This window comes from Stenotrophomonas sp. YJH_SMC_48-3 (assembly GCF_059369375.1).
Genome location: NZ_JCAFSQ010000004.1, coordinates 340,063 through 362,350, shown reverse-complemented (window position 1 = coordinate 362,350; position 22,288 = coordinate 340,063). Strand labels below are relative to the sequence as shown.

Annotated in this window: 20 protein-coding genes; 11 read left to right on the top strand and 9 right to left on the bottom strand. The window is 66.7% G+C overall.

Features of this window, described 5'->3' with window-relative positions; all coding sequences use genetic code 11:
- Positions 1-105 precede the first annotated feature (105 nt).
- Both AC5P65_RS08920 and AC5P65_RS08915 read right to left on the bottom strand, forming a co-directional pair.
- The gene (locus AC5P65_RS08920; RefSeq protein ID WP_010485221.1) at positions 106-417 is read right to left on the bottom strand and encodes a DUF3817 domain-containing protein; all 312 of its coding nucleotides are present in this window, start codon (positions 415-417) and stop codon (positions 106-108) included.
- A gap of 145 nt (positions 418-562) precedes the next feature.
- Positions 563-1,498: a TIGR03571 family LLM class oxidoreductase gene (locus tag AC5P65_RS08915; protein ID WP_111098084.1), complete on the bottom strand. Its 936-nt coding sequence runs from the start codon at positions 1,496-1,498 to the stop codon at positions 563-565.
- Positions 1,499-1,564: 66 nt separating this feature from the next.
- On the opposite strand from AC5P65_RS08915, the gene AC5P65_RS08910 reads away from it, so the two are divergent.
- From AC5P65_RS08910 to AC5P65_RS08890, 5 genes are all read left to right on the top strand, one after another.
- Positions 1,565-2,014 (top strand): GNAT family N-acetyltransferase, encoded by a 450-nt coding sequence (locus tag AC5P65_RS08910; RefSeq protein ID WP_111098083.1) that lies wholly within the window; start codon positions 1,565-1,567, stop codon positions 2,012-2,014.
- A 119-nt stretch (positions 2,015-2,133) separates the two neighbouring features.
- Positions 2,134-3,654 (top strand): thioredoxin family protein, encoded by a 1,521-nt coding sequence (locus tag AC5P65_RS08905; RefSeq protein WP_495215516.1) that lies wholly within the window; start codon positions 2,134-2,136, stop codon positions 3,652-3,654.
- Positions 3,655-4,092: 438 nt separating this feature from the next.
- Positions 4,093-4,722: a superoxide dismutase gene (locus AC5P65_RS08900; RefSeq protein ID WP_111098125.1), complete on the top strand. Its 630-nt coding sequence runs from the start codon at positions 4,093-4,095 to the stop codon at positions 4,720-4,722.
- Positions 4,719-5,297, top strand: a complete 579-nt coding sequence (locus AC5P65_RS08895) for a flavin reductase family protein (RefSeq protein ID WP_021204258.1) — start codon at positions 4,719-4,721, stop codon at positions 5,295-5,297. The genes AC5P65_RS08900 and AC5P65_RS08895 overlap by 4 nt, the downstream gene beginning before the upstream one ends.
- Positions 5,294-5,629, top strand: a complete 336-nt coding sequence (locus tag AC5P65_RS08890; RefSeq protein WP_021204259.1) for a tetratricopeptide repeat protein — start codon at positions 5,294-5,296, stop codon at positions 5,627-5,629. Before AC5P65_RS08895 ends, AC5P65_RS08890 begins: the two co-directional genes overlap by 4 nt.
- Positions 5,630-5,634: 5 nt before the next feature.
- Here the strand turns inward: AC5P65_RS08890 and AC5P65_RS08885 are convergent, their stop codons facing one another.
- A complete protein-coding gene (locus AC5P65_RS08885; protein ID WP_111098126.1) occupies positions 5,635-6,783 on the bottom strand; it encodes a fatty acid desaturase family protein in 1,149 nt (382 codons plus the stop codon).
- An 11-nt stretch (positions 6,784-6,794) separates the two neighbouring features.
- On the bottom strand, positions 6,795-7,865 hold the full coding sequence (locus AC5P65_RS08880) for a ferredoxin reductase (RefSeq protein ID WP_180833040.1): 1,071 nt from the start codon (positions 7,863-7,865) through the stop codon (positions 6,795-6,797).
- A 92-nt stretch (positions 7,866-7,957) separates the two neighbouring features.
- On the opposite strand from AC5P65_RS08880, the gene fabR reads away from it, so the two are divergent.
- From fabR to AC5P65_RS08865, 3 genes are all read left to right on the top strand, one after another.
- Positions 7,958-8,614 (top strand): HTH-type transcriptional repressor FabR, encoded by a 657-nt coding sequence (gene fabR, locus AC5P65_RS08875; protein ID WP_005409961.1) that lies wholly within the window; start codon positions 7,958-7,960, stop codon positions 8,612-8,614.
- Positions 8,615-8,844: 230 nt separating this feature from the next.
- Positions 8,845-11,004, top strand: a complete 2,160-nt coding sequence (locus tag AC5P65_RS08870; protein WP_180833041.1) for a TonB-dependent receptor plug domain-containing protein — start codon at positions 8,845-8,847, stop codon at positions 11,002-11,004.
- Entirely contained in the window at positions 10,994-11,542 is a 549-nt protein-coding gene (locus tag AC5P65_RS08865) for a thioredoxin-like domain-containing protein (protein ID WP_111098129.1), read from the top strand. Before AC5P65_RS08870 ends, AC5P65_RS08865 begins: the two co-directional genes overlap by 11 nt.
- A gap of 78 nt (positions 11,543-11,620) precedes the next feature.
- Here AC5P65_RS08865 and mntR read toward each other — a convergent pair whose 3' ends face one another.
- On the bottom strand, positions 11,621-12,085 hold the full coding sequence (gene mntR, locus AC5P65_RS08860; protein ID WP_019659934.1) for a manganese-binding transcriptional regulator MntR: 465 nt from the start codon (positions 12,083-12,085) through the stop codon (positions 11,621-11,623).
- 117 nt (positions 12,086-12,202) lie between these two features.
- On the opposite strand from mntR, the gene AC5P65_RS08855 reads away from it, so the two are divergent.
- Positions 12,203-13,534 carry an Nramp family divalent metal transporter gene (locus AC5P65_RS08855; RefSeq protein WP_111098130.1) on the top strand — a complete coding sequence of 444 codons (1,332 nt, stop codon included), beginning with the start codon at positions 12,203-12,205 and terminating at the stop codon, positions 13,532-13,534.
- Positions 13,535-13,652: 118 nt separating this feature from the next.
- Here the strand turns inward: AC5P65_RS08855 and AC5P65_RS08850 are convergent, their stop codons facing one another.
- The 4 genes from AC5P65_RS08850 to AC5P65_RS08835 all read right to left on the bottom strand — a co-directional run bounded on the left by AC5P65_RS08850 (position 13,653) and on the right by AC5P65_RS08835 (position 17,947).
- Positions 13,653-13,979: a thioredoxin family protein gene (locus tag AC5P65_RS08850; RefSeq protein ID WP_111098131.1), complete on the bottom strand. Its 327-nt coding sequence runs from the start codon at positions 13,977-13,979 to the stop codon at positions 13,653-13,655.
- On the bottom strand, positions 13,951-14,418 hold the full coding sequence (locus tag AC5P65_RS08845; protein ID WP_111098153.1) for a flavodoxin: 468 nt from the start codon (positions 14,416-14,418) through the stop codon (positions 13,951-13,953). The genes AC5P65_RS08850 and AC5P65_RS08845 overlap by 29 nt, the downstream gene beginning before the upstream one ends.
- Before the next feature lie 25 nt (positions 14,419-14,443).
- The gene (locus AC5P65_RS08840) at positions 14,444-15,484 is read right to left on the bottom strand and encodes a ribonucleotide-diphosphate reductase subunit beta (RefSeq protein WP_111098132.1); all 1,041 of its coding nucleotides are present in this window, start codon (positions 15,482-15,484) and stop codon (positions 14,444-14,446) included.
- Positions 15,485-15,583: 99 nt separating this feature from the next.
- Positions 15,584-17,947, bottom strand: a complete 2,364-nt coding sequence (locus AC5P65_RS08835; RefSeq protein ID WP_111098133.1) for a ribonucleoside-diphosphate reductase subunit alpha — start codon at positions 17,945-17,947, stop codon at positions 15,584-15,586.
- 431 nt (positions 17,948-18,378) lie between these two features.
- Here AC5P65_RS08835 and AC5P65_RS08830 point away from each other — a divergent pair, with 431 nt between their 5' ends.
- Both AC5P65_RS08830 and AC5P65_RS08825 read left to right on the top strand, forming a co-directional pair.
- On the top strand, positions 18,379-19,356 hold the full coding sequence (locus tag AC5P65_RS08830; protein WP_111098134.1) for a zinc-binding dehydrogenase: 978 nt from the start codon (positions 18,379-18,381) through the stop codon (positions 19,354-19,356).
- 278 nt (positions 19,357-19,634) lie between these two features.
- The gene (locus tag AC5P65_RS08825) at positions 19,635-22,262 is read left to right on the top strand and encodes a TonB-dependent receptor (RefSeq protein WP_111098154.1); all 2,628 of its coding nucleotides are present in this window, start codon (positions 19,635-19,637) and stop codon (positions 22,260-22,262) included.
- The last annotated feature ends 26 nt before the right edge of the window (positions 22,263-22,288 follow it).

The window sequence follows — 22,288 nt, the reverse complement described above, 5'->3', positions numbered from 1 at the left end:
CCGCCCGGCACCCGCCCCACTCAGGACCGGATGCCACCCTCAAATGATAACGGCTCGTATTTGCATTTGATACCCATTCTCTTGAATGAGCATGCAACAGTGGGTTCAGCGCATTGCACGCAGGCCCAGCAGGCCACGGCGCTTGAACCACCACTCCAGCGGCAGCGTCACCAACGGCGGGATGGCCGCCAGCAGGGCCAGGGCACTGGCCCACCACGGCCAGCGCAGGCGCACCGCCGCAAACAGCGTGACCGCCACGTACACCAGGAAGGCCACGCCGTGCAGGGGCCCGAACAGCTTCACCAGCGCCACGTTGGTCATGGGGCCATACTTCATCCACATGCCGATGAGCAGGCCGGCCCAGGTCACAGCCTCGATGAAAGCGACCGCTGCGAACAGGCGTCCGGTCGGGTGCATGGGGGAACGTTGGGTCACAAGGGACTCCGGCATCGGGATATCAAATGCAAATGATACGCAGATGCACGCCGCGGCAGGTAGCGCCGGGCCATGCCCGGCGGGCGCACCGTCATCAGCAACACGGCGTGTCCACCAAGGTGGACACCTACCGAAGCACATCCGGCAGCACCTGCTCTCCAATTTCGCGCAGCACCGCGTCCATCGGCCTCCCGTTGTCGACCAGGTTGAACATCACGTGCCCCACGCCCTGCGCATGCACGCGCAGCAGGTAGTCACGCAAGCCGTCGCGGCCGACCTTCAGGCCCAGTGGCAGCGGCTCGGGCGGTGCGTGCGGATCGGCCTGCAGATCCAGCAGCATCGACTGCACGAACGGCTTGCCTGGCCCAGCGCCTTGCGCCTGCGCCTGTTGCCACAGGCCGATGCGCCCTTCCTGCGCGGCCTCTTCGCGGTGATAGGTGGCCCAGCCTTCGGCTTCGCGTGCGATCCACTGCAGGCTCTGCCGCGCAGTGCCCACCACCAGCATCGGAATGCGCGTGGCCGGGGCCGGCAGTACGTCGAAGCCACCGGTGGCTTGCACTACCGCGACCCTTTCTTCAGCCTCCGGTGACAACGCCGCGCGCAACAAGGTCCAGCGCTCACGGAACGTCGCCGCCCTGCCCTCCAGGTATTCGCCGAATGCCGCGAACTCTTCCGGCCGATCGCCAGACCCGAGGCCCAGCACGAAGCGGCCTTCGCTGATCCGGTCCAGGCTCAAGGCCGACTTCGCCACCTGCAGCGGATGGCGCAATGGCAGCACGATGGCCGCGCTGCCGACCACGATGCGCTCGGTCGCCGCAGCCAGCATGCCCAGCCACAGGAACGGGTCGTCCAACGCGCTCGTTGTCGCGTCCGGACCCTGCGGCACCATCAGCGGCACGTCGCGCGTCCACAACGCGGCAAAGCCCAGGTCATCGGCCAGTCGCGCGATACGTCGCGCCTCACGCGGATCGGCCAACCCATGCGACGCCACGGGCGTCATCAGGCCCAGGCTCAGACCCTGCTGCGGAAACAAGGCAGCGTACGCGGGATTGAAATCACTCATGCCGCCAGCTTAGCGTGAAGGCCTGCGGCAACAATGACGCGCCGCCCACCACCGGAAGAACACTGCATGCCGACGATCCGCCCTGCCCACGTCGATGACCTGCCCGCGATCAGCACGGTGTGCCTGGCTGCCTTCACTGCGGCGGTCGCACCTTCGCTCAGCGCGGCCGGCATCGCCACCTTCGGCAGCGTCGCCGCGGCCGAAGCGTTCGGCGCGCGCCTACACGGCGACAACCACATCCTGGTGGCCGAGCAGGACGGCCGCGTCGTCGGCGTGATCGAACTGAAGGAAGGCCGGCACCTGGCGATGCTGTTCGTCGATCCCAGCTACCAGGGCCAAGGCATCGGCCATGCTTTGTTCGACGCGGTGCTCCCGCAGGTGCGCGAGCCGGTGCTGACCGTGCGCGCCTCACTCAATGCAGTGCCAACCTACCTGCGCTATGGCTTCGTGCTGGACGGCGACGTCGGCGAGTTCAATGGGCTGGTGTATCAGCAGATGGTGCGGGCAGCGGCCTGAAGGCATCCGCCGGCCAATACCCGGCGTGCGTCATGCCCTGCGGCACGCCCGTCATGAGCAAACTGAATCAGCAGGCTCCCCGGCCGTTCCTACAATGGCCTGTCACCCTGCCCTTCGAGATGCTGCCGATGCGCGTCGCGCTTTCTATGTTGCTGCTGGCTTCGGCGTTGAGCGCCTGCACCCCGGCCCCGGTTTCCATCGCCAACTCCGCCGAGGTGCCCGCGCCGGCCAAGGCAATCGCCTGGCGCCAGGGCGATGTCGATGATGCCTTCGCCGAGGCCGCCGACAGCGGCAAGCCGGTGCTGCTGTACTGGGGCGCCGTCTGGTGCCCACCGTGCAACCAGCTCAAGGCGGGCCTGTTCAAGGACCCGGCCTTCATCGCGCTGACCAGCAAATTCGTTCCCGTCTACCTGGATGGCGACGAGGAAGGTGCGCAAGCCTGGGGTGAGCGCTTCGGCGTACGCGGCTATCCGACCCTGATCGTGCTGGACCCAAAGCGCAACGAAATCACCCGCGTGGCCGGCGGCAATGATGCCACCGAACTGACCCGGGCACTGACCGTCGCCGCAGGCCGCCGCAGTGCTGTTGCCGCCACCTTGGCCACCGCGTTGGCAACGCCGGACCGACTGGCCGCAGAAGACTGGCAGGTGCTGGGCGACTACGGCTGGGAAGTGGACGCCAACCGCCTGGCCGGCGAGCGCAGCAGCGAGGATGTGCTGCGCCAGTTGTCCAAGGCCGCACCCGACGCTGCCCTGCAGCGCCGCTTCGCTCTGCTGGCCTTGGCAACGGCCGAAAAACCTGATGCCTCGCCCACCGAAGTACGCGAGCTGCTGCAGGCCGTGCTGGCGCAGCCCGCCGAAGTCCGCCGCAACCGTGAGTTGCTGGGCTATGCAGGCGTGCAGCTGGTCAAGCAGGCCAGTGCCGGGCCGGCCACCAGCAACACGCTGGAACAGCAGCTGCTGGTGGCATTGGAGCGGGCAGACGCCGAGCGCGGCGACCGCGCCGACGACGCATTGTCGCGTGCGTTGACCGAAGTGTCGCTGGCCCGCCAGCAGCAGCCGAAGGGCGCATTGCCCGCGGCCCTGGTTGATCGGGTCAAGCAGCGCGTGGCTGCTGCCGACGCTGCCGCCACCGATGCGCATGCGCGCCAGGCCACGATCAGCAGCGCGGTCTACGCACTACGCCAGGTCGGCGACGACGCAGGCGCCGAGTCGCTGTTGCTGGCGGAACTGAAGCGCAGCGAACAGCCGTACTACTACATGCCCGAGCTGGCCGAACTGGCCGAGCAGCGCGGCGACACCGCCGGTGCGCTGGAGTGGTTGAAGCGTGCCTACGACGGTGCGCAGGGCCCAGCCACCCGCGTGCAGTGGGGCGTGCTGTATGTGGAAGGCCTGCTGAAGCTGGCACCGGACGATGCACCACGCATCGAGCAGGCGACCGCCTCGCTGATCGCCGAGCTGGAGGCACAGCCGTCGGGCTACCACCAGCGCACCCGCCAACGCTTCGAGCGCCTGGCCGGGCAGTTGAAGGCGTGGAGCGGCAAGCACCAGGGCGCGGAGACGCTGGCGCGGTTGCAGCAGCGGATGCAGCAGGCGTGCGGGGAGCAGGTGGATGGCGCCTGCAAGGATTGGTTGAGTTGAGTTGATGAAAACGCCGGCGGCTGGTTCGCCTGCCGGCGCCTTTGTTGATACCGGTTGTGGCGGGGGAAGGGGCTGGCCGGGACACGCCGTAAACCCATCCTTGGGGGCTCGATGGCGCCATCCATGGCGCCAACGGTCCCGGCCAGCCCCTCCCCCCGCCACCGGACCGTTTCCTGCGAGCGCGGGCAGCACTTCAGCGCGCCGGTGAGGTTCGAAAAGCGGGTTCTGGTAGTGCCGGCCGCTGGCCGGCAACTCGACCTTGCCGGCATGCCGGCCAGCGGCCGGCACTACCATTTCGCTCGTGCTGTCCTGCAGGAAGAATCAAAGCGATGAACGCGCACGCACCTCAATCCCGCCCCTTGACCTCAACCAATGTTGAGGTGCGATAACAGTCTCCCCACGGCCAGCCCTCTGGCCTTCCCCACGGAGATTGCTTCGATGTCGTACTCGCTTCCCCCGCTCCCCTACGCCTACGACGCCCTTGAGCCGCATTTCGATGCGCGCACGATGGAGATCCACCACAGCAAGCACCACCAGGCCTACGTCAACAACCTCAACGCCGCCATCGAGCAGGCCGGCATCGCCGAGCAGCCGGTCGAGGCGCTGATCGCCAACCTCGATGCCGTGCCCGAGGCGCAGCGCGGCGCCATCCGCAACAACGGCGGCGGCCACGCCAACCACAGCCTGTTCTGGACCGTGCTCAGCCCCAACGGTGGTGCACCCGATGACGAACTGGCCGCCGCCATCGACCGTGACCTCGGCGGTTTCGATGCTTTCAAGCAGGCCTTCACCAAGGCGGCGCAGACCCGCTTCGGCAGCGGCTGGGCCTGGCTGACCAGCGATCGCGATGGCCGCCTGCAGGTGGAAAGCAGCGCCAACCAGGACAGCCCGCTGATGGGTGCAGCCGTGGGCCTGTCGGGCAACACCCCGATCCTCGCACTGGATGTCTGGGAACACGCCTACTACCTGCACTACCAGAACCGTCGCCCGGACTACATCGGTGCGTTCATCAACATCATCAACTGGGCCGAGGTCGGCCGGCGCTACCGCCAGGCCAGGGCCTCATGAGCGGCGAAACGCTGCCGTACGCCGGGCCGTGGGCGGGGGTTTTCCCCGCCCCGGCCCCGGTGCCGTCGGTCGAGATGCCGCCGCGGGCCCTGCGGCGGCTGCTCGGCCACTTTCCTACCGGCGTGGCCATCGTCTGCACGCGCGATGCGCAGGGCAAACCCATCGGCCTGACCATCAATTCGTTCGTGCCGGTGTCATTGCAGCCGCCGCTGGTGCTGTGGAACCTGGCGTTGCACGCGCAGAGCCTGTCCACCTTCCAGCGCGCCACCCGCTTTGCGATCAGCGTGCTGGCGGCCGACCAGGAAGCGCTGGCCCGGCGCTTTGCCGATCCGCAGGTGCGCAACCGCTTCGATGGCCTGGCATTGCTGGATGACGACGAGGACGCCCCACCGCGCATCGCCGGTGCGGTCGCCCATCTCACATGTACCCGCCACGCACAGTGGCCGGTGGGCGATCACCTGCTGCTGGCTGGCCGCATCATCGAAGTGCACGAGAACGGCGGCGCGCCGCTGCTGTTCCATCGTGGCCGCTTCCAGCCCGGCCCCACCGAACTGCTGGTGGAGGTGCGCGGATGAACATCGAAGCCTTGGAATGCATGCTTGCCAACGGCAAGGACGGCGCGCTGCTGCGCTTCGGCCTGGGCAAGGGTTGGCTGGATGCGGGCAACCCGGTGCGCGCGGCCACCCATCTGGGCCGGTGCGTGGTGCTTGATCCGCAGTATTCCGCGGCGTGGAAGCTGCTGGGCAAAGCCTGGCTGGCCAGTGGCCAGCCGCAGGCGGCGCGCGAAGCATGGCAACGCGGCTTGAGCGTGGCCGGCAGCAAGGGTGACCAGCAGGCACACAAGGAAATGCAGGTGTTCCTGCGCCGCCTGGACCGCGAACAGGCGGCCCTGGCGAAGGCGGGCTGAGTCGATCAGCCCGCGTTGGCCGATGCCGGTGCGGACATGATGTCCGGCATCGGCAGGCGGCGCGGCTTGCTCGGGAAAGCGTGGCGCAGGATGCGCCAGACCACCTGGCCGAACTGCTTCGGCAGCGAGCCGTTGTTGTAATGCTGGCCGTAGCGCCGGCAGATCTCCTTCACTTCCTTGGCGATGGCCGCATAGCGGTTGGCCGGCAGGTCCGGGTAGAAGTGGTGCTCGATCTGGTGGCTGAGGTTGCCCGACAGCACATTGATCAGGAAGCCGCCGCTGATGTTGGACGATCCGCGCAGCTGGCGCAGGTACCAGTGACCGCGCGATTCATTGCGCAGGCATTCCTTCGGGAAGGTTTCCGACTCGGCGGTGAAGTGGCCGCAGAAGATGATCACGTAGGTCCAGATGTTGCGCAGGCCGTTGGCGACCAGGTTGCCCAGCATCACGGTGAGGAAGAACGGACCAGCCAGCAGCGGGAAGAACACGTAGTCCTTCAGCACCTGGCGGGCCATCTTGCGCGCCACCGGGCGGGTCTGCAGCCACATCGCACGGCCGCTGATGCGGCCCTTCAGCCAGCGGCCAAGGCGAAGGTCCTGCGCGGCCACGCCCCACTGGAACAGCAGCGCGAAGATCGGCGCGATGATCGGCTGCAGCAGGTAGAACGGCTTCCAGCGCTGTTCCGGGAAGATGCGCAGCAGGCCATAACCGATGTCATCGTCCATGCCACGCACATTGGTGTAGGTGTGGTGGCGGAAATTGTGGGTCTTGCGCCAGTTGTCGGCGGTGGCAACGATATCCCACTCGTAGGTGTTGCCATTGAGCTTGGGGTCGCCGGTCCAGTCGAACTGGCCGTGCATGACGTTGTGGCCCAGCTCCATGTTCTCCAGGATCTTCGACAGCGCCAGCAGCAGTGTGCCGGTGATCGCGGCCGGCCACAGCAGCGGCATCCAGAACAGCGGCGAAAAGGCCGCCAGGAACAGCAGGCCACGGCCCCCCACGCCGAACCAGCGCACGGCGGCGGCCACGCGGCGGATATAGCGGGTATCGGAGGCGCCGAGGCTGCCGATCACACGGTCGCGGATCGCATCGAGTTCCTCACCGAAGGCATGCATCTCGGCGGTGCTCAGGGCACGGTCGGTAGCGCGGGTCATGGCAGGCGTCCTCAGAGATCCAGAGTCAGGTCGGTGGTCGGTGCGCTCACGCAGATCCGCACCGGCTGTGCCGATTCGGACTGCAGGTCGCCGGTGCGAAGGTGGCGGGTGGCGCCACTGACGCGATCACAGGTGCAGGTGTTGCAGATGCCCATGCGGCAACCGTGCTTGGGCTTGATGCCATGCGCTTCCAGGCTTTCCAGCAGCGAGCGGCCTCGCGGCACGCTCAGCTGGCGGCCACTGCGCGCAAGCGTCAGCGACACCTCGCCTTCGCTGCTGGCATCGCGCAGCGGCGCCGGCGGGGTGAAGGCTTCGGCCTGGAAGCCAGCCACCTGGTGCGCCAGGCGTTCACGCGCAGCGGCAACGAAGCCATCCGGACCGCAGGCCAACACATGGCGCTGCGCCAGCGGCGTGTCATCGCCGGCCACCTGCAGATCATGGGTATCGATGCGCGCGGCCGGCGCCTCACCCTCGCGGGTGGTCAGCAGATGTACGCGCAGGTTCGGATGCGCCGCGGCCAGCGCCTGCAGTTCATCACGGAACTGCAGATGGGCGGCGGTGCGCTCCCAATAGAACAGGTCCACCGGTGCTGCCAGCGGGCGCTGGCAGGCGTCGCGCAACAGGCTGCGCATCGGCGTGATGCCACTGCCGGCAGCCAGCAGCAGCACCGGCGCCGCGGCCGGCATATGGAACTCGCCGAAGGCGGCATCGAGGCGGAACAGTTCGCCCGGGCGTGCATGGTTTACCAGATGCTGGCTGACCCGGCCGCCATCGATCGCCTTGACGGTGATCGCCAGCTCGCGCCGACCCAGTGCGGTAGGGCTGTAGCTGCGCTGCCACAGGCGCCCCTCAATCTCGACGCCCAGGGTGACGTGCTGGCCGGCGCGCATGCCGGCCCAGTGCCGGTTGGTGCGCAGGACCAGGGTCGCCGCGCCCTCGCCGGCCGGCTCGCGCCGGACCAGTCGGGCCACCGGCTCGCGCAGGGTCCACAGGGGATTGAGCTGGCCCGCCCAGAAATCGAACAGCGACGGCGAGACCCAGCGGTACGGAGAGAACAGGGACGGACGGACGACAGCGCTCATGGGCGCACTATACGGGCGCACATACACCTGTGTATACATGTGTATATTGAACCGGATTGGGTATGATTCAGCCTCGCCCCACCGGAACCCCCATGGCCGCCGCCACCGCCTTGTCGACGCCTGAAGATGCCAACAGCCCGGCCCGCCGTACGGTGAGCCGCGAAGATCTGCTGGCCGCCGCCCTGAAGCTGATCGGGCCGCACCGCAGCCTGTCCACGCTCAGCCTGCGCGAAGTGGCACGCGAGGCCGGCATCGCGCCGAACAGCTTCTACCGGCAGTTCCGCGACATGGACGAACTGGCCGTAGCGCTGATCGACGCAGCCGGCCGCTCGCTGCGCACCATCATCGGCGAGGCCCGCCAGCGCGCCACCTCCACCGCCACCAGCGTGGTGCGGGTCTCGGTGGAGACTTTCATGGAACAGCTGCGCGCCGACGACAAGCTGCTGCACGTGCTGTTGCGCGAAGGCGCGGTCGGCTCGGACGACTTCAAGCATGCGGTCGAGCGCGAACTGCACTATTTCGAAGAAGAGCTGCAGCACGACCTGGTGCGCCTGGCCGCACTGGATGGCGCGGTGCTGCACGCTCCGGAACTGGTAGCCAAGGCCATCACCCGGCTGGTGTTCGCGATGGGCGCCACCGCCATGGACCTGCCGCCGGAGAAGGATCCGGAACTGGTCGAACAGATCTCCACGATGATCCGCATGATCATCGTCGGCGCCCGGACCCCCGCCGCATTCCGCCGCGGCTGACGATCCGAGCGCGCCTACACGGCAACTCCATCCTATGGACATGACCACCGGCAGGGTTGCGGTCGTTTTATGTAATGTTATAACACATGCATGATCTGACTCGACTGGTACCCAAAGCGTAATTGCCTCAGCCTCGTTATATAGCACTTGCTATATTAATAAGCCTCTGCTTTCATATGCGTCAGCCAGGTCGCCCTCGCCGCCTTTCTTCTCCCAAGGACGACGCCCTCATGCCCGTTGCCACGCCCCTCTTCCATCGGCTGCCCCTGGCCGCCGCCATTGCCCTGACCGTGCCGCTGCCTGCACTGGCCGCCACCTCGAAGCCCACCGAGCTGGACCGCGTGCAGGTCAAGGTCAGCACCGCCACCCGCAGCGAACGCCTGCTATCCGATGTCCCGATCCGCACCGAAGTGCTGCGCAAGGAAGACATCGCGCTGCGCGCGGCCACCGACTTCTCGCGCGCCGCCGAGCTGATCAACGGCCTGCGCGTGGAAAGCAACTGCCAGAACTGCAACACCAGCGAAGTGCAGCTGCTGGGCCTGCCCGGTGCCTACAACCAGCTGTTGTTCGATGGCATCCCGCTGTTGTCCACGCTGGGCAGCGTGTACGGCCTGGAACAGATCCCGGCCGGGTTCGTCGACCGCATCGAAGTGGTCAAGGGCGGCGGCTCGGCGCTGTACGGCCCGGGTGCGGTGGCCGGTGTGATCAACCTGATTCCGCCGCTGCCGGCGCGCAGCGGCGGCCATGTGCAGGCCGGCGTGGATGTCCTGAAGGGCACACCGCAGAAGAATGCCGACGTGCGCCTGGACCTGGTGGCGAAAGATGCCGACGCCGGGCTTTCAGTGATTGCCCAGCGCAACTGGAACAGCGGCATCGACTACAACGGTGACGGCTACACCGAGATCACCCGCAAGAACCTCAAGGTCGGCGGGCTGCAGGCCTGGTACGCGCCCACGCCGGGCACGCGGCTGCGCCTGGACCTGCAGGTGACCGATGAAACCCGGCGTGGCGGCAATCGACTGGATCAGCCCGAATACCTGGCCAACATCGCCGAATCGCTGGATACGAAATACCGGCGCGGCAGCGTTTCGTGGGATCAGGAAATCAATGCCGACGTCGATTTCCGCCTGGCCTACGCCTTCGCCGACATCGACCGCGACAGTTTCTACGGCGGTCTTGGCGACGTGGTTACCGATCCGTCTGCACCCGGCTATGACCCGTCGCAGCTGGATCCCAACGTGGCCGGCAGCGCGGCCTCGCGTTCGTGGCGCCAATACGGCCGCACCCACAACCCGCTGCACTATATCGACAGCCAGTTGAACTGGCGGCTGGGCGCGCACGCGCTGGCCTTCGGCGTGCAGTACAAGCACGAGGCGCTGCGCGACGGCAACCGCACCGGTGACGGGCAGCGCCTGGCGGTGCTGGAAGATGCAACCTTCCACAACCTGGGCGCCTTCATCCAGGACGAATGGAGCCTGCGTGACAACGTCGACCTGGTACTGGGCGCACGCGTGGACAAGAGCTCGGAACTGGACAGCGCGGTGTTCTCGCCGCGCATCGCCCTGGCCTGGCAGGCCACGCCCAACCTGAAATGGCGCGCCGGCATCGCCACCGGCTTCCGTGCGCCGGAGATCTTCGTCGAGGACGTGCACGTCGATACGCTGGGTGGCGAGCAGGTGCGCGTGCGCAACACCGATGGCCTGAAGGAAGAGCGCGCGTTGACCACCCTGTTCGGCTTCGACTGGCGCTCGGACCCGGCCAATCCAGTGTGGAGCTGGGATGCTACCGCCTCCTATGCACGCATCCGCGACACCTTCGCGCTGGGCGAGATCCAGCGCGGCGATGACGGACAACTGAGCCAGCTGCGCTACAACGCCTCCGGCTCCAACGTGCTGGGGGCGGAAACCAACCTCGGCTGGCAGCCGTCGCCGCAGTGGCGCCTGACCGCCGGTGCCTCGTGGTACCGCTCGCGCTTCCGCGAACCGCAGCGCATCTTCGACGACACCGGCGACGGTGGCGACACCATCATCGAAAGCCGCGACTACCTGAAGACCCCGCGCTGGACCGGCCTGGCGCAGCTCAGCTGGATGCCCGCCGAGCCGTGGGAAACCTTCGTCGCGCTGCGCCATACCGGGCCGATGTCGGTGCTGAACAACCGGTTGGGCGAGCTGCACCGTACGCGTTCCTTCCTGGTCACCGATCTTGGTGCTCGCTGGCACCGCCATCTGGGCGCGCAGGCGCAGCAGGAAGTGTCGGTGGCCGCGGGTGTCAAGAACGTGTTCGATCAGCGCCAGAAAGATCTGGAAGTGGGCGCGCTGCGTGACAGCGACTATGTCTACGGGCCGCGCTTCGCGCGTTCGTGGTACGTCAACCTGCGCTATGCGTTCTGAAGCTCTGCGAGCGTTGTTGCTGGCCTGTGCCGTGCTGCTGGCCGCACCCGCAATGGCTGCGGACCTGCACGCGCAGGTCTCGGCCTCGCTGATGCGGCCGGAACAGCGCTCGCTGCGACCGATGCAATGGACACAGCCGCCGAAACTGGTGGCGCTGTACTTCGGTGCCGACTGGTGTGCACCGTGCCATGCCTTCGTACCCACGCTGCGCAGCGTGCGTGATGCCCTGCGCCAAGCCGGCGCCGATACCGAAGCGGTGTACGTCAGCCAGGATGAGAGCGAGAGCGCGCTGCGCCGCTACATGCACGCGCAGGACATGCCGTGGCCGGTGCTTGACCCGCGCCGCGCTGCGCGCATGCCGGCCCTGCAGGCATTGGCCGGGCTGGCACCGCCGAATCTGGTATTGATCGATGCCGACGGCACGGTGCTGGCCAATGGCTGGCAAGGCCGGCGCTATGAAGGCCTGCAAGCGGTGTTGAAGGAATGGACGAAACGGGCGTGCGCGCAGCAGCAGGCGCGCTGCCCGCCTGGATTGTAGATCCACGCCATGCGTGGATGCTCCCTGTCATCGCGCGAACAGCAGCCGAGCATGGCTCGGCTCTACAGGAAACGTGGCTCAGCCGCCCTCGGCCTTGCGCACGAACGCCTCGAACAGCGCCAGCGTCTGCTCGCTCACATGGTGCTCGATACCCTCCGCATCACGCCGTGCCGTGTCAGGGTCCACGCCCAGCGCCAGCAGGAAACGCTCCACGGTCTGGTGCCGCTGGCGGCTGGCATGGGCCAGCGCCTCGCCTTCCGGGGTCAGGAACACGCCGCGGTACGGTCGCTGCACCACCCAGCCATCGCGGGCCAGGCGCCGCAGCATCTTCGCCACGGTGGGCTGGGCCACGCCCAGGCGGGTGGCGATGTCGACCTGGCGGGCCTCGCCGCCGTCGGCCAGCAGGTCCGAGATCAGCTCGACATAGTCCTCCACCAGCTCCATCCGGTGCGCTTCGCGCACTTGCCGGAAGCTCTCCACCTGGCGCTCAGCCTCGATCAAGGGGGTGCTTTTCAGCGATGTCGAATCGTCGGTCTTGCCCACGCCTGCGCCTGTCCTTCCGGTCTACTCCGGTTTTGAAACTGAATTCTGGACCAGTAACGCGATAAAGACGATTGTTTCACATTGCTAATGACTATAGCAGGAGCTATATTCGGACCCATGAACACCCTGGCGCCCCACGACCCTTCGGCCTCTACTCCGGCCAGCCTGGGTGCGCTCAACGCCTCGGTTGCGGTGCCCGACAGGGGCCATTGGTGGTTCCGCCTGCTGGCCTTCCTTGGCCCGGGCTACATGATCTCGGTCGGCTACATGGACCCTGGCAACTGGGCCACCGACCTCGCCGGCGGTTCGCGCTTCGGCTACCTGCTGCTGTCGGTCATCCTCATCTCCAACCTGATGGCGGTGATCCTGCAGGCGCTGTCGGCACGGCTGGGCATCGCCACCGGCATGGATCTGGCGCAGGCCTGCCGCGCGCGGTACCCGAAGCCGGTGAACCTGGCGCTGTGGGCGCTGTGCGAGGCAGCGATCATCGCCTGCGACCTGGCCGAGGTGATCGGCACCGCGATCGCATTGAAGCTGCTGTTCGACCTGCCACTGCTCTGGGGCGCGGTGATCACTGCCCTGGACACACTGCTGGTGCTGCTGCTGATGAACCGCGGCTTCCGTGCGCTGGAAGCCTTCGTGATCGCGCTGCTGATGGTGATCTTCGGCTGCTTCATGGTGCAGATCGCGCTGGCCGCACCGCCGGTGATGGACGTGCTGGGCGGCTTCATTCCGCGCGCGCAGGTAGTGACTGATCCGCACGCGCTGTACATCGCCATCGGCATCATCGGCGCCACGGTTATGCCGCATAACCTGTACCTGCATTCTTCCATCGTGCAGACCCGCGCCTATCCGCGCACCGACGAGGGCCGTCGCAGCGCGCTGCGCTGGGCGGTGACCGACAGCACCCTCGCGCTGACGCTGGCACTGTTCATCAACGCCAGCATCCTGATCCTGGCGGCGGCGGTGTTCCATGCCAATGGCCGTTTCGATGTGGAAGACATCGAGCAGGCGCACCAGCTGCTGGCGCCGATGCTGGGCGTGGGCGCGGCGGCGACACTGTTTGCGATTGCCCTGCTGGCCTCGGGCCTGAATTCGACAGTGACCGCCACGCTGGCCGGCCAGATCGTGATGGAAGGCTTCCTGCACCTGCGCCTGCCGCCGTGGCTGCGTCGGCTGATCACGCGCGCGCTGGCGATCATTCCGGTGGTGGTGGTGATCCTGCTGTTCGGCGACCAGGGCGCGGTGAAGCTGCTGGTGCTGAGCCAGGTGGTGCTGTCGATGCAGCTGCCGTTTGCGATCATCCCGCTGGTGCGGATCGTGACCGACAAGGTGACGATGGGGGCGCTGGTGGCACCGCGCTGGCTCGGCGCGATCGCCTGGGTGATCGCGCTGGTGATCGTGGTGTTGAACGTGAAGCTGCTGGTGGATACCTTCAGCGGAGCCTGACGCCAAAGCACGGACCCTGCCCCGGTAGATCCACGCCACGCGTGGATGCCCTTGTAGAGTCGAGCCATGCTCGACTCATCGCTCACCGCGCGAACGGCAGCCGAGCATGGGCTCGGCTCTACAAATGCAACGCGATCGCGGCCTCGATCTGCTGCGGCGACTGGAACCCGGCCAGGCGCGTGCGTTCGTTACCATCACGGAACAGGGACAGCGTCGGCGTCTGCCGCAGTCCCAGCTCCCTGAAGAACGCCTCACCCAGCACCTCCAGCTGCACGCGCAGCAGGGTCGTGCCCTGCCCCGCCACGCTGTTGGCCACGCGATGCAACGACATCTCCAGCATCCGGCAGCCCGGGCACTGGTCCTTGTGGAAATCCACCAGCACCCGCGGATGTTCGGCCAGCAGCTGCTGGAACTGCTCAGGCGTGGTGGCGTCGATGATCTGCATCGGGGTTGCTCCAGTAGTGGGCCAGGACCGTATCGGTCCAGGCGTCGATGGCTGCGGCGTGACGCTCGCCATGCGGCATCTGCTCGATCTCGAGCGGCGGATAGTCGCTGCGGAAATAGCGGATCAGCCGGTGCACGGCGCCGCAGTAGTACTCCTGCCCCCACTGCGTTTCACCGGTGCCGAACACCGCCAGCTGCCGTGGCCGCTCGCCGCGCTCGGCGATGCCGGCCACCCATGCCTTCATCTCCGCCGGCGTGCGGCCGGCGTTGTCGGTCCAGCAGCCCAGCAGCACCAGGTCGGCCTCATCGGCCGCCAGCGGCGGTGCCTGGCGCAGGTCGTCGGCCTCCTGCCAGTACACCGCATGACCGGCAACGCGGCAGCGTTCGGCAATCTGCCGGCCGAGTTCGCGGGTGTTGCCGCTCAGGGAGGCGACCACCACCAGGATGCTCAGCACGGCGCCAGGCTCAGAGATCGTCGAAGCCGTTGTCGACGTTGGTCTTCTTGTAACTTGCATTGCGCATCTCGAAGAAGTCGGTCTTGGTCTCGGTGAAGTTGTCGGCGTAGGCCTTGATCCACGGCATCACGTTGTCGGTGGTGTCGATGTACAGGCGCTCGATGCCGAGCATGCCGGCCATCTTGTTGGCGCGGTACTTCACGTAGCGCACCATCTCGTCCACGTCGATGCCGTCGATACCATCCAGCACCTCCGACGACCACTGCGTCTCCAGCTCGATGGCATGCTCGAACGATTGGTGTACGTAGGCGGTCAGCTCGTTGGTCTGCAGCTCGGGATTCTCGCCGATGATGGCGCGGATCAGCTCGCTGATGAATTTGGTATGCGCCAGCTCGTCGCGGTTGATGAAGCTGATGATCTTGCCGGTGCCGTTCATGCGGTTCTGCCGCACCATGTTGTAGAAGTACGCGAACCCGGAATAGAAATTGATGCCCTCCAGGATCGAGGACTGGATCAACGACTTGAGCAGGGTCTCGGCGGTCTTCTCGCGCATGAAATCGTCATACGCACCCATGATCGGGGCATTGCGCTTGATGATGGTCGGGTGGGTGCGAGCGATCTCGAAGATGCGGTTCTGGTTCGGCAGGTCGGTGATCGAGGCCAGCACGTAGCTGTAGCTCTCGTTGTGGATCACTTCCTGCTGGCCGATGATGGCTGCGTTGGCATGCGCGGCCGGGTCGGTGATGTACTCGGCCACGTTGTAGATGAAGCGCGTCTGCGGTGAATCCAGCGTGGCCAGCAGGCCGATGATTGAATCGTAGGCGTTCTTTTCGCGCCCTGACAGCTCGCCGTACTGGCGCGCATCCAGCTTCATGTCCACTTCGTCGGGAATCCAGAAGTTGGTCGACAGCTCCTTGTAGGCCCGATAGAACGACGGGTACGGGATATCGTTCCAGTTGAGGATGCCGCTGGTCTGGCCGTTGATGATGCCGGTGCTGCGGTTGGGGTGGCGTGGTTCGAGGATCTTGATGCGGTCGAGGGGAGTTGCCATGGTGTTACCTGCAGGGGGTAGCGCCGGGCCATGCCCGGCGGAATGTGCGACGGCCGCGCGATGCGCTCGCCGGGCGTGGCCCGGCGCTACCGTGGATGGTCAGCTGGCGCACCACTCGCATTCGCTGATGTCGATGTCGTTGGAGCGCACGTAGTAGGTGGTCTTCAGCCCTTCGCGCCAGGCCGTCAGATGCAGCTCCAGCAGCGTGCTCGCACGGATGGTGCTGGGCACGTACAGGTTGAAACTGATCGACTGGTCGACATGGCGCTGGCGGCGGGCGTTCTGGCGCACGCTGGCGAACTGGTCGACCTTGTAGGCACCCTTCTCGTAGTACGACCAGGTTTCCAGCGACAGGCCCGGCGCCGCCACCGGCCGCCGGAAGTCCTTCTTTTCCTCGTAGTAGAACGCGCTGTAGATCGGGTCGATCGAGGCCGTGGATCCTGCAATCTGCGCGGTGCTCATGTTCGGCGCCACCGCCAGCAGCCAGCCGTTGCGCAGGCCGTGCGTGGCGACCTCGCGGGCCAGGCTGTCCCATGCGGCGCCAGTGTAGTCGCGGTCACGGAAGTAACGCCCGTGGTGCCAATCGCTGCCGGTGAACATCGGATAGCTGCCCTTCTCCTTCGCCAGCTGCGCGCTGGCCTGGATGGTCAGGAAGTTGATGCGCTCGTAGAGACGGTCGGCCAAATCCTCGGCATCCGGTGACTCCCACTGGATCGCCTGCTGCGCCAGCAGGTGGTGCCAACCGAACGTGCCCAGGCCGATGGCGCGGTACTTGCGGTTGGTGATCGTGGCCTGCGGCACCGGCAACGCATTGAGGTCGATCACGTTGTCGAGCATGCGCACCTGGATCGGGATCAGGCGCTCCAGCACATCGGTGGCCAGCAGGTCATCCGGCGCACTGATTGCCCGGCCGAGGTTGATCGAAGACAGGTTGCAGACCACGAAGTCACCGGCGCGGCGCGTGGTGACGATCTGGTCGCCGCTGACGATCTCCTGGATCATCCGCGTCGGGCTCATGTTCTGCAGGATCTCGGTGCACAGGTTGCTGGAATAGATCATGCCCGCGTGCTTGTTCGGGTTCCGGCGGTTGACCTCGTCGCGGTAGAACAGGAACGGATTGCCGGTCTCCAACTGGCTGAGCATGATCCGCTTGAACAGATCGATCGCCTTCACCGTGCGGCGGCTGATGCGCTCGTCGGCCACCAGTTCGGCATAGCGGTCGCGGAAGCTGCCCGCGCCGCGCGTCTCATCGTAGAAGTCCTGCAGGTACCAGCCCTTGGCCTGCTTCACCTCGTGCGGGTCGAACAGGTACCAGTCGGCGCGGCGCTCGACCGCTTCCATGAACAGGTCGGGCACGCACACCGAGGTGAACACATCGTGCGCGCGCAGGCGCTGGTCGCCGTTGTTCAGGCGCAGATCCAGGAAGGCCTCGATATCGCGGTGCCAGATGTCCAGGTACACCGCCACCGCGCCCTTGCGCTGGCCAAGCTGGTCGACCGACACCGCGGTGTTGTTGAGCTGCTTGATCCACGGCACCACGCCGCCGGAGGAATTGGCCACGCCCCGTATCGGCGCGCCGCTGCTGCGCACATAGCCCAGGTAGGCGCCGACGCCGCCACCGTGCTTGGACACGCGGGCGATATCGGTGTTGGAGTCATAGATGCCCTGCAGGCTGTCGTCCACCGTGTCGATGAAGCAGCTGGACAGCTGGCCGCCGACCTTGCCGGCGTTGGCCAGGGTCGGCGTGGCCACCGTCATGTACAGGTTGGACAGCGCCCAGTACGCCTCACCGACCAGCTGCATGCGCCGTTCGCGCGGCTTTTCCTCCTGCATCAGGTACAGCGCAATGGTCAGCCAGCGCTCCTGCGGCAGTTCGTAGACCTCGCGGCTGCGATCGCTGGCCAGGTAGCGCGTGGCCAGCAGGTACAGGCCGTTGTACGCGAACAGGCGGTCGCGTTCCGGGTCGATCATCTCGCCGGCCTGCTGCAGCTCTTCCTTGGAATAGCAGCGCAGGATGTCGTTGCTGTAGATGCCGCGGTCAGCCAAGCTCTCCTGCAGGCCCACATACGAACCGTACTTCAGGCCGACATCGTAGAAGCGGTTGCGGCTGGCGCGCTTGTACAGGCGACGCAGGTAGATGCGCGCGGCAAACTGTTCCCACTCGGGTGCAACCAGGTCCACCCGCGATTCGGCCTCACGGATCAGCAGATCGACCAGGTCGTCGGCGCTGATGCTCGGTTTGCGCTCGACCATCGCCTGCACCACGCGGCGATAGTCGCTCACGTCCAGCTGCGGGAACTCGGCATGCACGGCGTCGATGCTGCGCTGCAGGCGCTCGGCCTCGAACGGCAGGCGGCGGTTGCCGGCCTCCTTGGTGATCCAGGTCGGCACGCGCTCGCCACCGGCGCGCAAGGCGTCGCCGGCGCCGGCCAGATCGGCCACGCGGAAGGTACTGTCGGTCATGGTGGTGAAACTCCAGGCTCGCACGCGCGTTGGCGGTCGATGCCATGGCGGCCCTGAACGCGATACCGGCGCACGGGGCGAACGGGTGGATTGCCAGGGCACGGGAACGTAGGTCGTCGGCATCTGCCTGCGCCTGCGGCCGGTATCCGGGCCGTGGGGGCGACCTGCGTCCGCACGATGGCGGCCGCGTCGACACGGCAAGCCTTCAGGGGCGGGCCGCGGGACGTTTGCTGCATGTCCGGCGGCGGCGGCTGACCGGGAGTGACGGCCACAACATAGTGGGGACATCTCGAACCGTCAACACAAGATGCGGTAATCAGCACATGTCGCGACGATCAGTCGCAGGATGCCGTGTTGCAGCAGCGACGCCTTGTCGACATGCCCTGCGTCCCCAGTTCGGTACAACATCCACTTTCCCCGGAACACCGCCCATGCGCGCTGCCCAGTACTCCTCCTTCGGCAACCCGGCCGACGTCCTCGCCATTGCCGATGCCGCCCTGCCCGAGCCTGGTCCCGGCGAGGTGCGCATCCGCACCGTGCTGGCCTCGATCCACAATCACGACCTGCTGACCGTGCGCGGGCTGTATGGCTACAAGCCGACGCTGCCGGCGATTGGCGGCAGCGAAGCATTGGGCGTGGTCGACGCACTGGGCGACGGCGTCGACGGCCTGCAGATCGGCCAACGCGTCGCCGCAGCCTCGGTACACGGTACCTGGGCCGAAGCGTTCATTGCACCGGCACGCATGGTCATTCCGATGCCGGAGGCGATTCCGGACGAGATGGCCGCACAGTTGATCGCGATGCCGCTGAGCGCGCTGATGCTGCTGGAATTCCTGCACGTCGAGCCGGGCCAGTGGATCGTGCAGAACACCGCCAACGGCGCGGTCGGCAAGTCGCTGGCCATGTTGGCAAAGGCGCGTGGCGTGCATGTGGCCAACCTGGTGCGCAACGCCGATGCGGTCGCGCAGTTGCAGGCGCTGGGCATCGATCATGTGTTCGACACCTCGGTGGACGGCTGGAAGGATCGCGTTCGTGAAGCGACCGGCGAAGCACAGGCGGCGGCCGCCGTGGATTCCATCGGCGGCGACGCCAGCGGTGACCTGGTCGACCTGCTCGGCCACCACGGCACGCTGGTGTCGTTCGGGGTGATGAGCGGCGAACCGATGCGCATCCCGGCCGGCGGCCTGATCTACAAGGAGGCCACGGTGAAGGGCTTCTGGGGCAGCAAGGTCAGCCAGGCGATGGCCGTGGAGGACAAGCGCCGGCTGGTTGGCGAACTGCTGAAGCGTGCGGCGAGCGGCGAACTGACCTTGCCGGTGGAGCAGATCTTCGCGCTGGACGACATCGCCCAGGCGGCGAAGGCCGGGGCCGGTTCGGGCCGCAACGGCAAGGTGCTGCTGCGGCCTTGATGGGCTGGCATTGCCTTCTGTAGAGCCGAGCCATGCTCGGCTGTTTCCGGCCAGTGTGTGGAGCCGAGCGTAGGCTCGGCTCTACAGGGGCGTGCGGACCAACGGTCCGCACCCACCAAAGATCGGTCCGGCACCCACCGAGTGGGTCTGCTCCAACGGAGGCACCGACTTTCGTTAAGAACCTGTGATGTATAACTGAATGCGCTTTCGTCATTGGAAGGCGCATGTACCTGCATGCGGTACTGACGGCTCCTCCCCCGTTCAGCGTTGTCGCTTCCATGTCCCGCACCACCCTGAACCTGCTTGCCGGCGCGATCGCGCTCGGCCTCACCGCCGGCGCTGCCGGAGCCGCTGAAACCGCCGATGCCGGCAAGGACAGCACCACCCTGGGCACCGTGCTGGTGACCGGCTCCAACATCAAACGCAGCGACACCGCCGGGCCGAACCCGGTGCAGATCGTCAGCCGCGAACAGATCGAGCAGACCGGCCGCTCCACCCTCACCGACGTGCTGCGCAACCTGTCGGCCAATGCCGGCAACAGCTTCGACGAGCAGTACACCGGCAGCTTCGCCGCCGGCTCGGCCTCGATCGGCCTGCGTGGCCTGTCGCCGAAGAACACACTGGTGCTGGTCAACGGCTACCGCGTGTCCAACTTCGGCTTCGCGCTCAATACCCAGGACACCTTCGTCGACCTCAACGCGCTGCCGATCAGCGCGGTGGAACACATCGAAGTGCTGAAGGACGGCGCCTCGGCGGTGTATGGCTCCGACGCCATCGCCGGTGTCATCAACATCATCCTGCGCAGGAACTTCCAGGGCGTGGAAGTCGGCGGCGGCTTCGGTACCGCCACCCAGGGCGGCCTGGACGAACGCAAGGCCAACCTGCTGGCCGGCTTCGGCGACCTGGAGCAGCAGGGCTGGAACGTGCTGTTCGGGCTGGACCTGCTCAAGCGTGATCGCCTCGACGCCGACCAGCGCGCCTATACCCGCAGCGGCGATTTCCGCGACAAGCCCGGCGGACGCCTGGCCGGCTGGTCCACCGCCGGTGGCAATTGGCTGTCCAACCCGCGCGCGCCGCAACCGTTCGCCAACTGCCCGGATGGCAGTCAGCTGCGTCCCTACAGCGATTTCGGCAGCACCCTGCCCGGCCAGGCCTGCGCCTTCAACGCGCAGCCGTTCAAGACCTTGCAGTCCGGCGCCGAGCGCCTGCAGGCGTCGTTGAGCGCGACCTACCGCTTAAACGACAGCGTCGAAGCCTTCGCCGACGTGCTGTACAGCCACAACAAGGCCGACCAGATCTTCAGTGCGCCGCTGACCGTTGGCCCCGGCCTGCGTGCCTACAACCCGGCTACCGGCACGCTCATCGACGTGCCGGCGGTGCTGCCGGTCGGCGATCCCAACAACCCGGGCAGCACGCCGCTGCCGTTCGAGTACACCTTCTTCGATCTGGGCCCGCGCCTGAAGGACAACACGCAGGTGTTCTACCGTGCCCTGGCGGGCGTGCGCGGCAGCGGTGAACGCTGGGACTGGGAAGTGGCGGCGCTGACCTCGCAGAGTGCACAGCGCGAGTACGTGGACAATTTCGTCAACCGCTACGCGTTCGAACAGATCCTGCGCGATGGCAGCTACAACTTCCTCAACCCGTCCAGCACGCCGGGCGCGCTGGATGCACTGCGCCTGCAGACCAAGCGCCCGGGCTGGTACAGGCTGCACTCATTGAACGTGAAGGCCTCGACCTCGCTGTGGGAGCTGCCGGCCGGTGCGGTCGGCTTCGCCTGGGGCGCCGAGTTCCGCAAGGAGTCGCTGGATGCGCGTACCAGTGCACAGGTGCTGTCGGGCACCGAACTGCGTCCGGCCATCAACGTGGTCAATGGCGAGCGCCAGGTCAGTGCCGCCTATGCCGAACTGAGCGTGCCACTGCACCGCACGTTGGAGCTGCAGGTGGCCGGCCGCGGCGATCACTACGATGACTTCGGCAAGGCGTTCTCGCCGAAGGTGGCGCTGCGCTGGCAGCCGTTGGACAACCTGCTGCTGCGTGGCTCGTTCTCGCGCGGGTTCCGCGCGCCCTCGTTGCCGGAGATCGCGCCCGGCCAGACCGTCAGCTACGGCTCGGTGATCGATCCGCTGGACCCCCTGCAACCCGGCGGCAGCCGTGGCGTGACCAACATCCGCACCGGCAACCCGGACCTGAAGGCCGAACGCTCGCGCAATTTCAACGTGGGTACAGTGTGGTCGCCGGATGGTGATACCAGCATCGGCGTGGACTGGTACCGCATCGAGCAGGACAACCTGGTCAAGCCGGACAGCGCGCAGTTCATCGTCGACAACCCGACGCTGTTCCCCGGTCGCGTGCAACGTGATGCGCAGGGACGCATCCAGTTCATCACCAACCAGTACGCCAACCAGGGCGAACTGACCACCTCGGGCCTGGATCTGGACGCCAGCCGCATCTTCCGTACCGACGGCTGGGGCAACTTCACCGTGGCCGGCAGCTGGACCCACCTGCTCAGTTTCAAGCAGCCGCTGGTGGCCGGCCAGTCGCCCTATGACGGGGCCGGCAACAACCGCCACGGCGCGCTGCCGCGCACCCGCGGCACCACGTCGCTGAACTGGGCGGTCGGTGACTGGAGCAGCACGCTGAGCCTGCAGTACGTGAGCGGCTACGACCAGCGCGTGGCGACGGCGACCAGCAACCCGGGCCTGCGCGACCGCGTCAAGCCGTACCACCAGCTGGACCTGTACGTGGCGTACGAAGGGATTGCCAACACCACGCTGTCGCTGTCGGTGCTGAACCTGACCGACAAGGACCCGCCGTTCGACCCGGCCGGTGGCTCCAACGGCTTCGACATCAGCCAGTACAACCTGCGCGGGCAGTTCGTCTCGCTGGGCGCGCGCTACCGGTTCTGATGCACCAACGGGGCGGCGGTGATGCG

Excerpts from the sequence above, each read along its gene's own strand:
- AC5P65_RS08835 (WP_111098133.1), bottom strand. The coding sequence starts at position 17,947 with ATGACCGACAGTACCTTCCGCGTGGCCGATCTGGCCGGCGCCGGCGAC.
- AC5P65_RS08825 (WP_111098154.1), top strand. The coding sequence starts at position 19,635 with ATGTCCCGCACCACCCTGAACCTGCTTGCCGGCGCGATCGCGCTCGGC.
- AC5P65_RS08855 (WP_111098130.1), top strand. The coding sequence starts at position 12,203 with ATGAACACCCTGGCGCCCCACGACCCTTCGGCCTCTACTCCGGCCAGC.
- AC5P65_RS08850 (WP_111098131.1), bottom strand. The coding sequence starts at position 13,979 with ATGCAGATCATCGACGCCACCACGCCTGAGCAGTTCCAGCAGCTGCTG.
- fabR (WP_005409961.1), top strand. The coding sequence starts at position 7,958 with ATGGCCGCCGCCACCGCCTTGTCGACGCCTGAAGATGCCAACAGCCCG.
- AC5P65_RS08880 (WP_180833040.1), bottom strand. The coding sequence starts at position 7,865 with ATGAGCGCTGTCGTCCGTCCGTCCCTGTTCTCTCCGTACCGCTGGGTC.
- AC5P65_RS08905 (WP_495215516.1), top strand. The coding sequence starts at position 2,134 with ATGCTGCCGATGCGCGTCGCGCTTTCTATGTTGCTGCTGGCTTCGGCG.
- AC5P65_RS08830 (WP_111098134.1), top strand. The coding sequence starts at position 18,379 with ATGCGCGCTGCCCAGTACTCCTCCTTCGGCAACCCGGCCGACGTCCTC.
- AC5P65_RS08920 (WP_010485221.1), bottom strand. The coding sequence starts at position 417 with ATGCACCCGACCGGACGCCTGTTCGCAGCGGTCGCTTTCATCGAGGCT.
- AC5P65_RS08890 (WP_021204259.1), top strand. The coding sequence starts at position 5,294 with ATGAACATCGAAGCCTTGGAATGCATGCTTGCCAACGGCAAGGACGGC.
- AC5P65_RS08870 (WP_180833041.1), top strand. The coding sequence starts at position 8,845 with ATGCCCGTTGCCACGCCCCTCTTCCATCGGCTGCCCCTGGCCGCCGCC.
- AC5P65_RS08910 (WP_111098083.1), top strand. The coding sequence starts at position 1,565 with ATGCCGACGATCCGCCCTGCCCACGTCGATGACCTGCCCGCGATCAGC.
- AC5P65_RS08915 (WP_111098084.1), bottom strand. The coding sequence starts at position 1,498 with ATGAGTGATTTCAATCCCGCGTACGCTGCCTTGTTTCCGCAGCAGGGT.
- AC5P65_RS08885 (WP_111098126.1), bottom strand. The coding sequence starts at position 6,783 with ATGACCCGCGCTACCGACCGTGCCCTGAGCACCGCCGAGATGCATGCC.
- AC5P65_RS08900 (WP_111098125.1), top strand. The coding sequence starts at position 4,093 with ATGTCGTACTCGCTTCCCCCGCTCCCCTACGCCTACGACGCCCTTGAG.
- AC5P65_RS08865 (WP_111098129.1), top strand. The coding sequence starts at position 10,994 with ATGCGTTCTGAAGCTCTGCGAGCGTTGTTGCTGGCCTGTGCCGTGCTG.
- AC5P65_RS08895 (WP_021204258.1), top strand. The coding sequence starts at position 4,719 with ATGAGCGGCGAAACGCTGCCGTACGCCGGGCCGTGGGCGGGGGTTTTC.
- AC5P65_RS08840 (WP_111098132.1), bottom strand. The coding sequence starts at position 15,484 with ATGGCAACTCCCCTCGACCGCATCAAGATCCTCGAACCACGCCACCCC.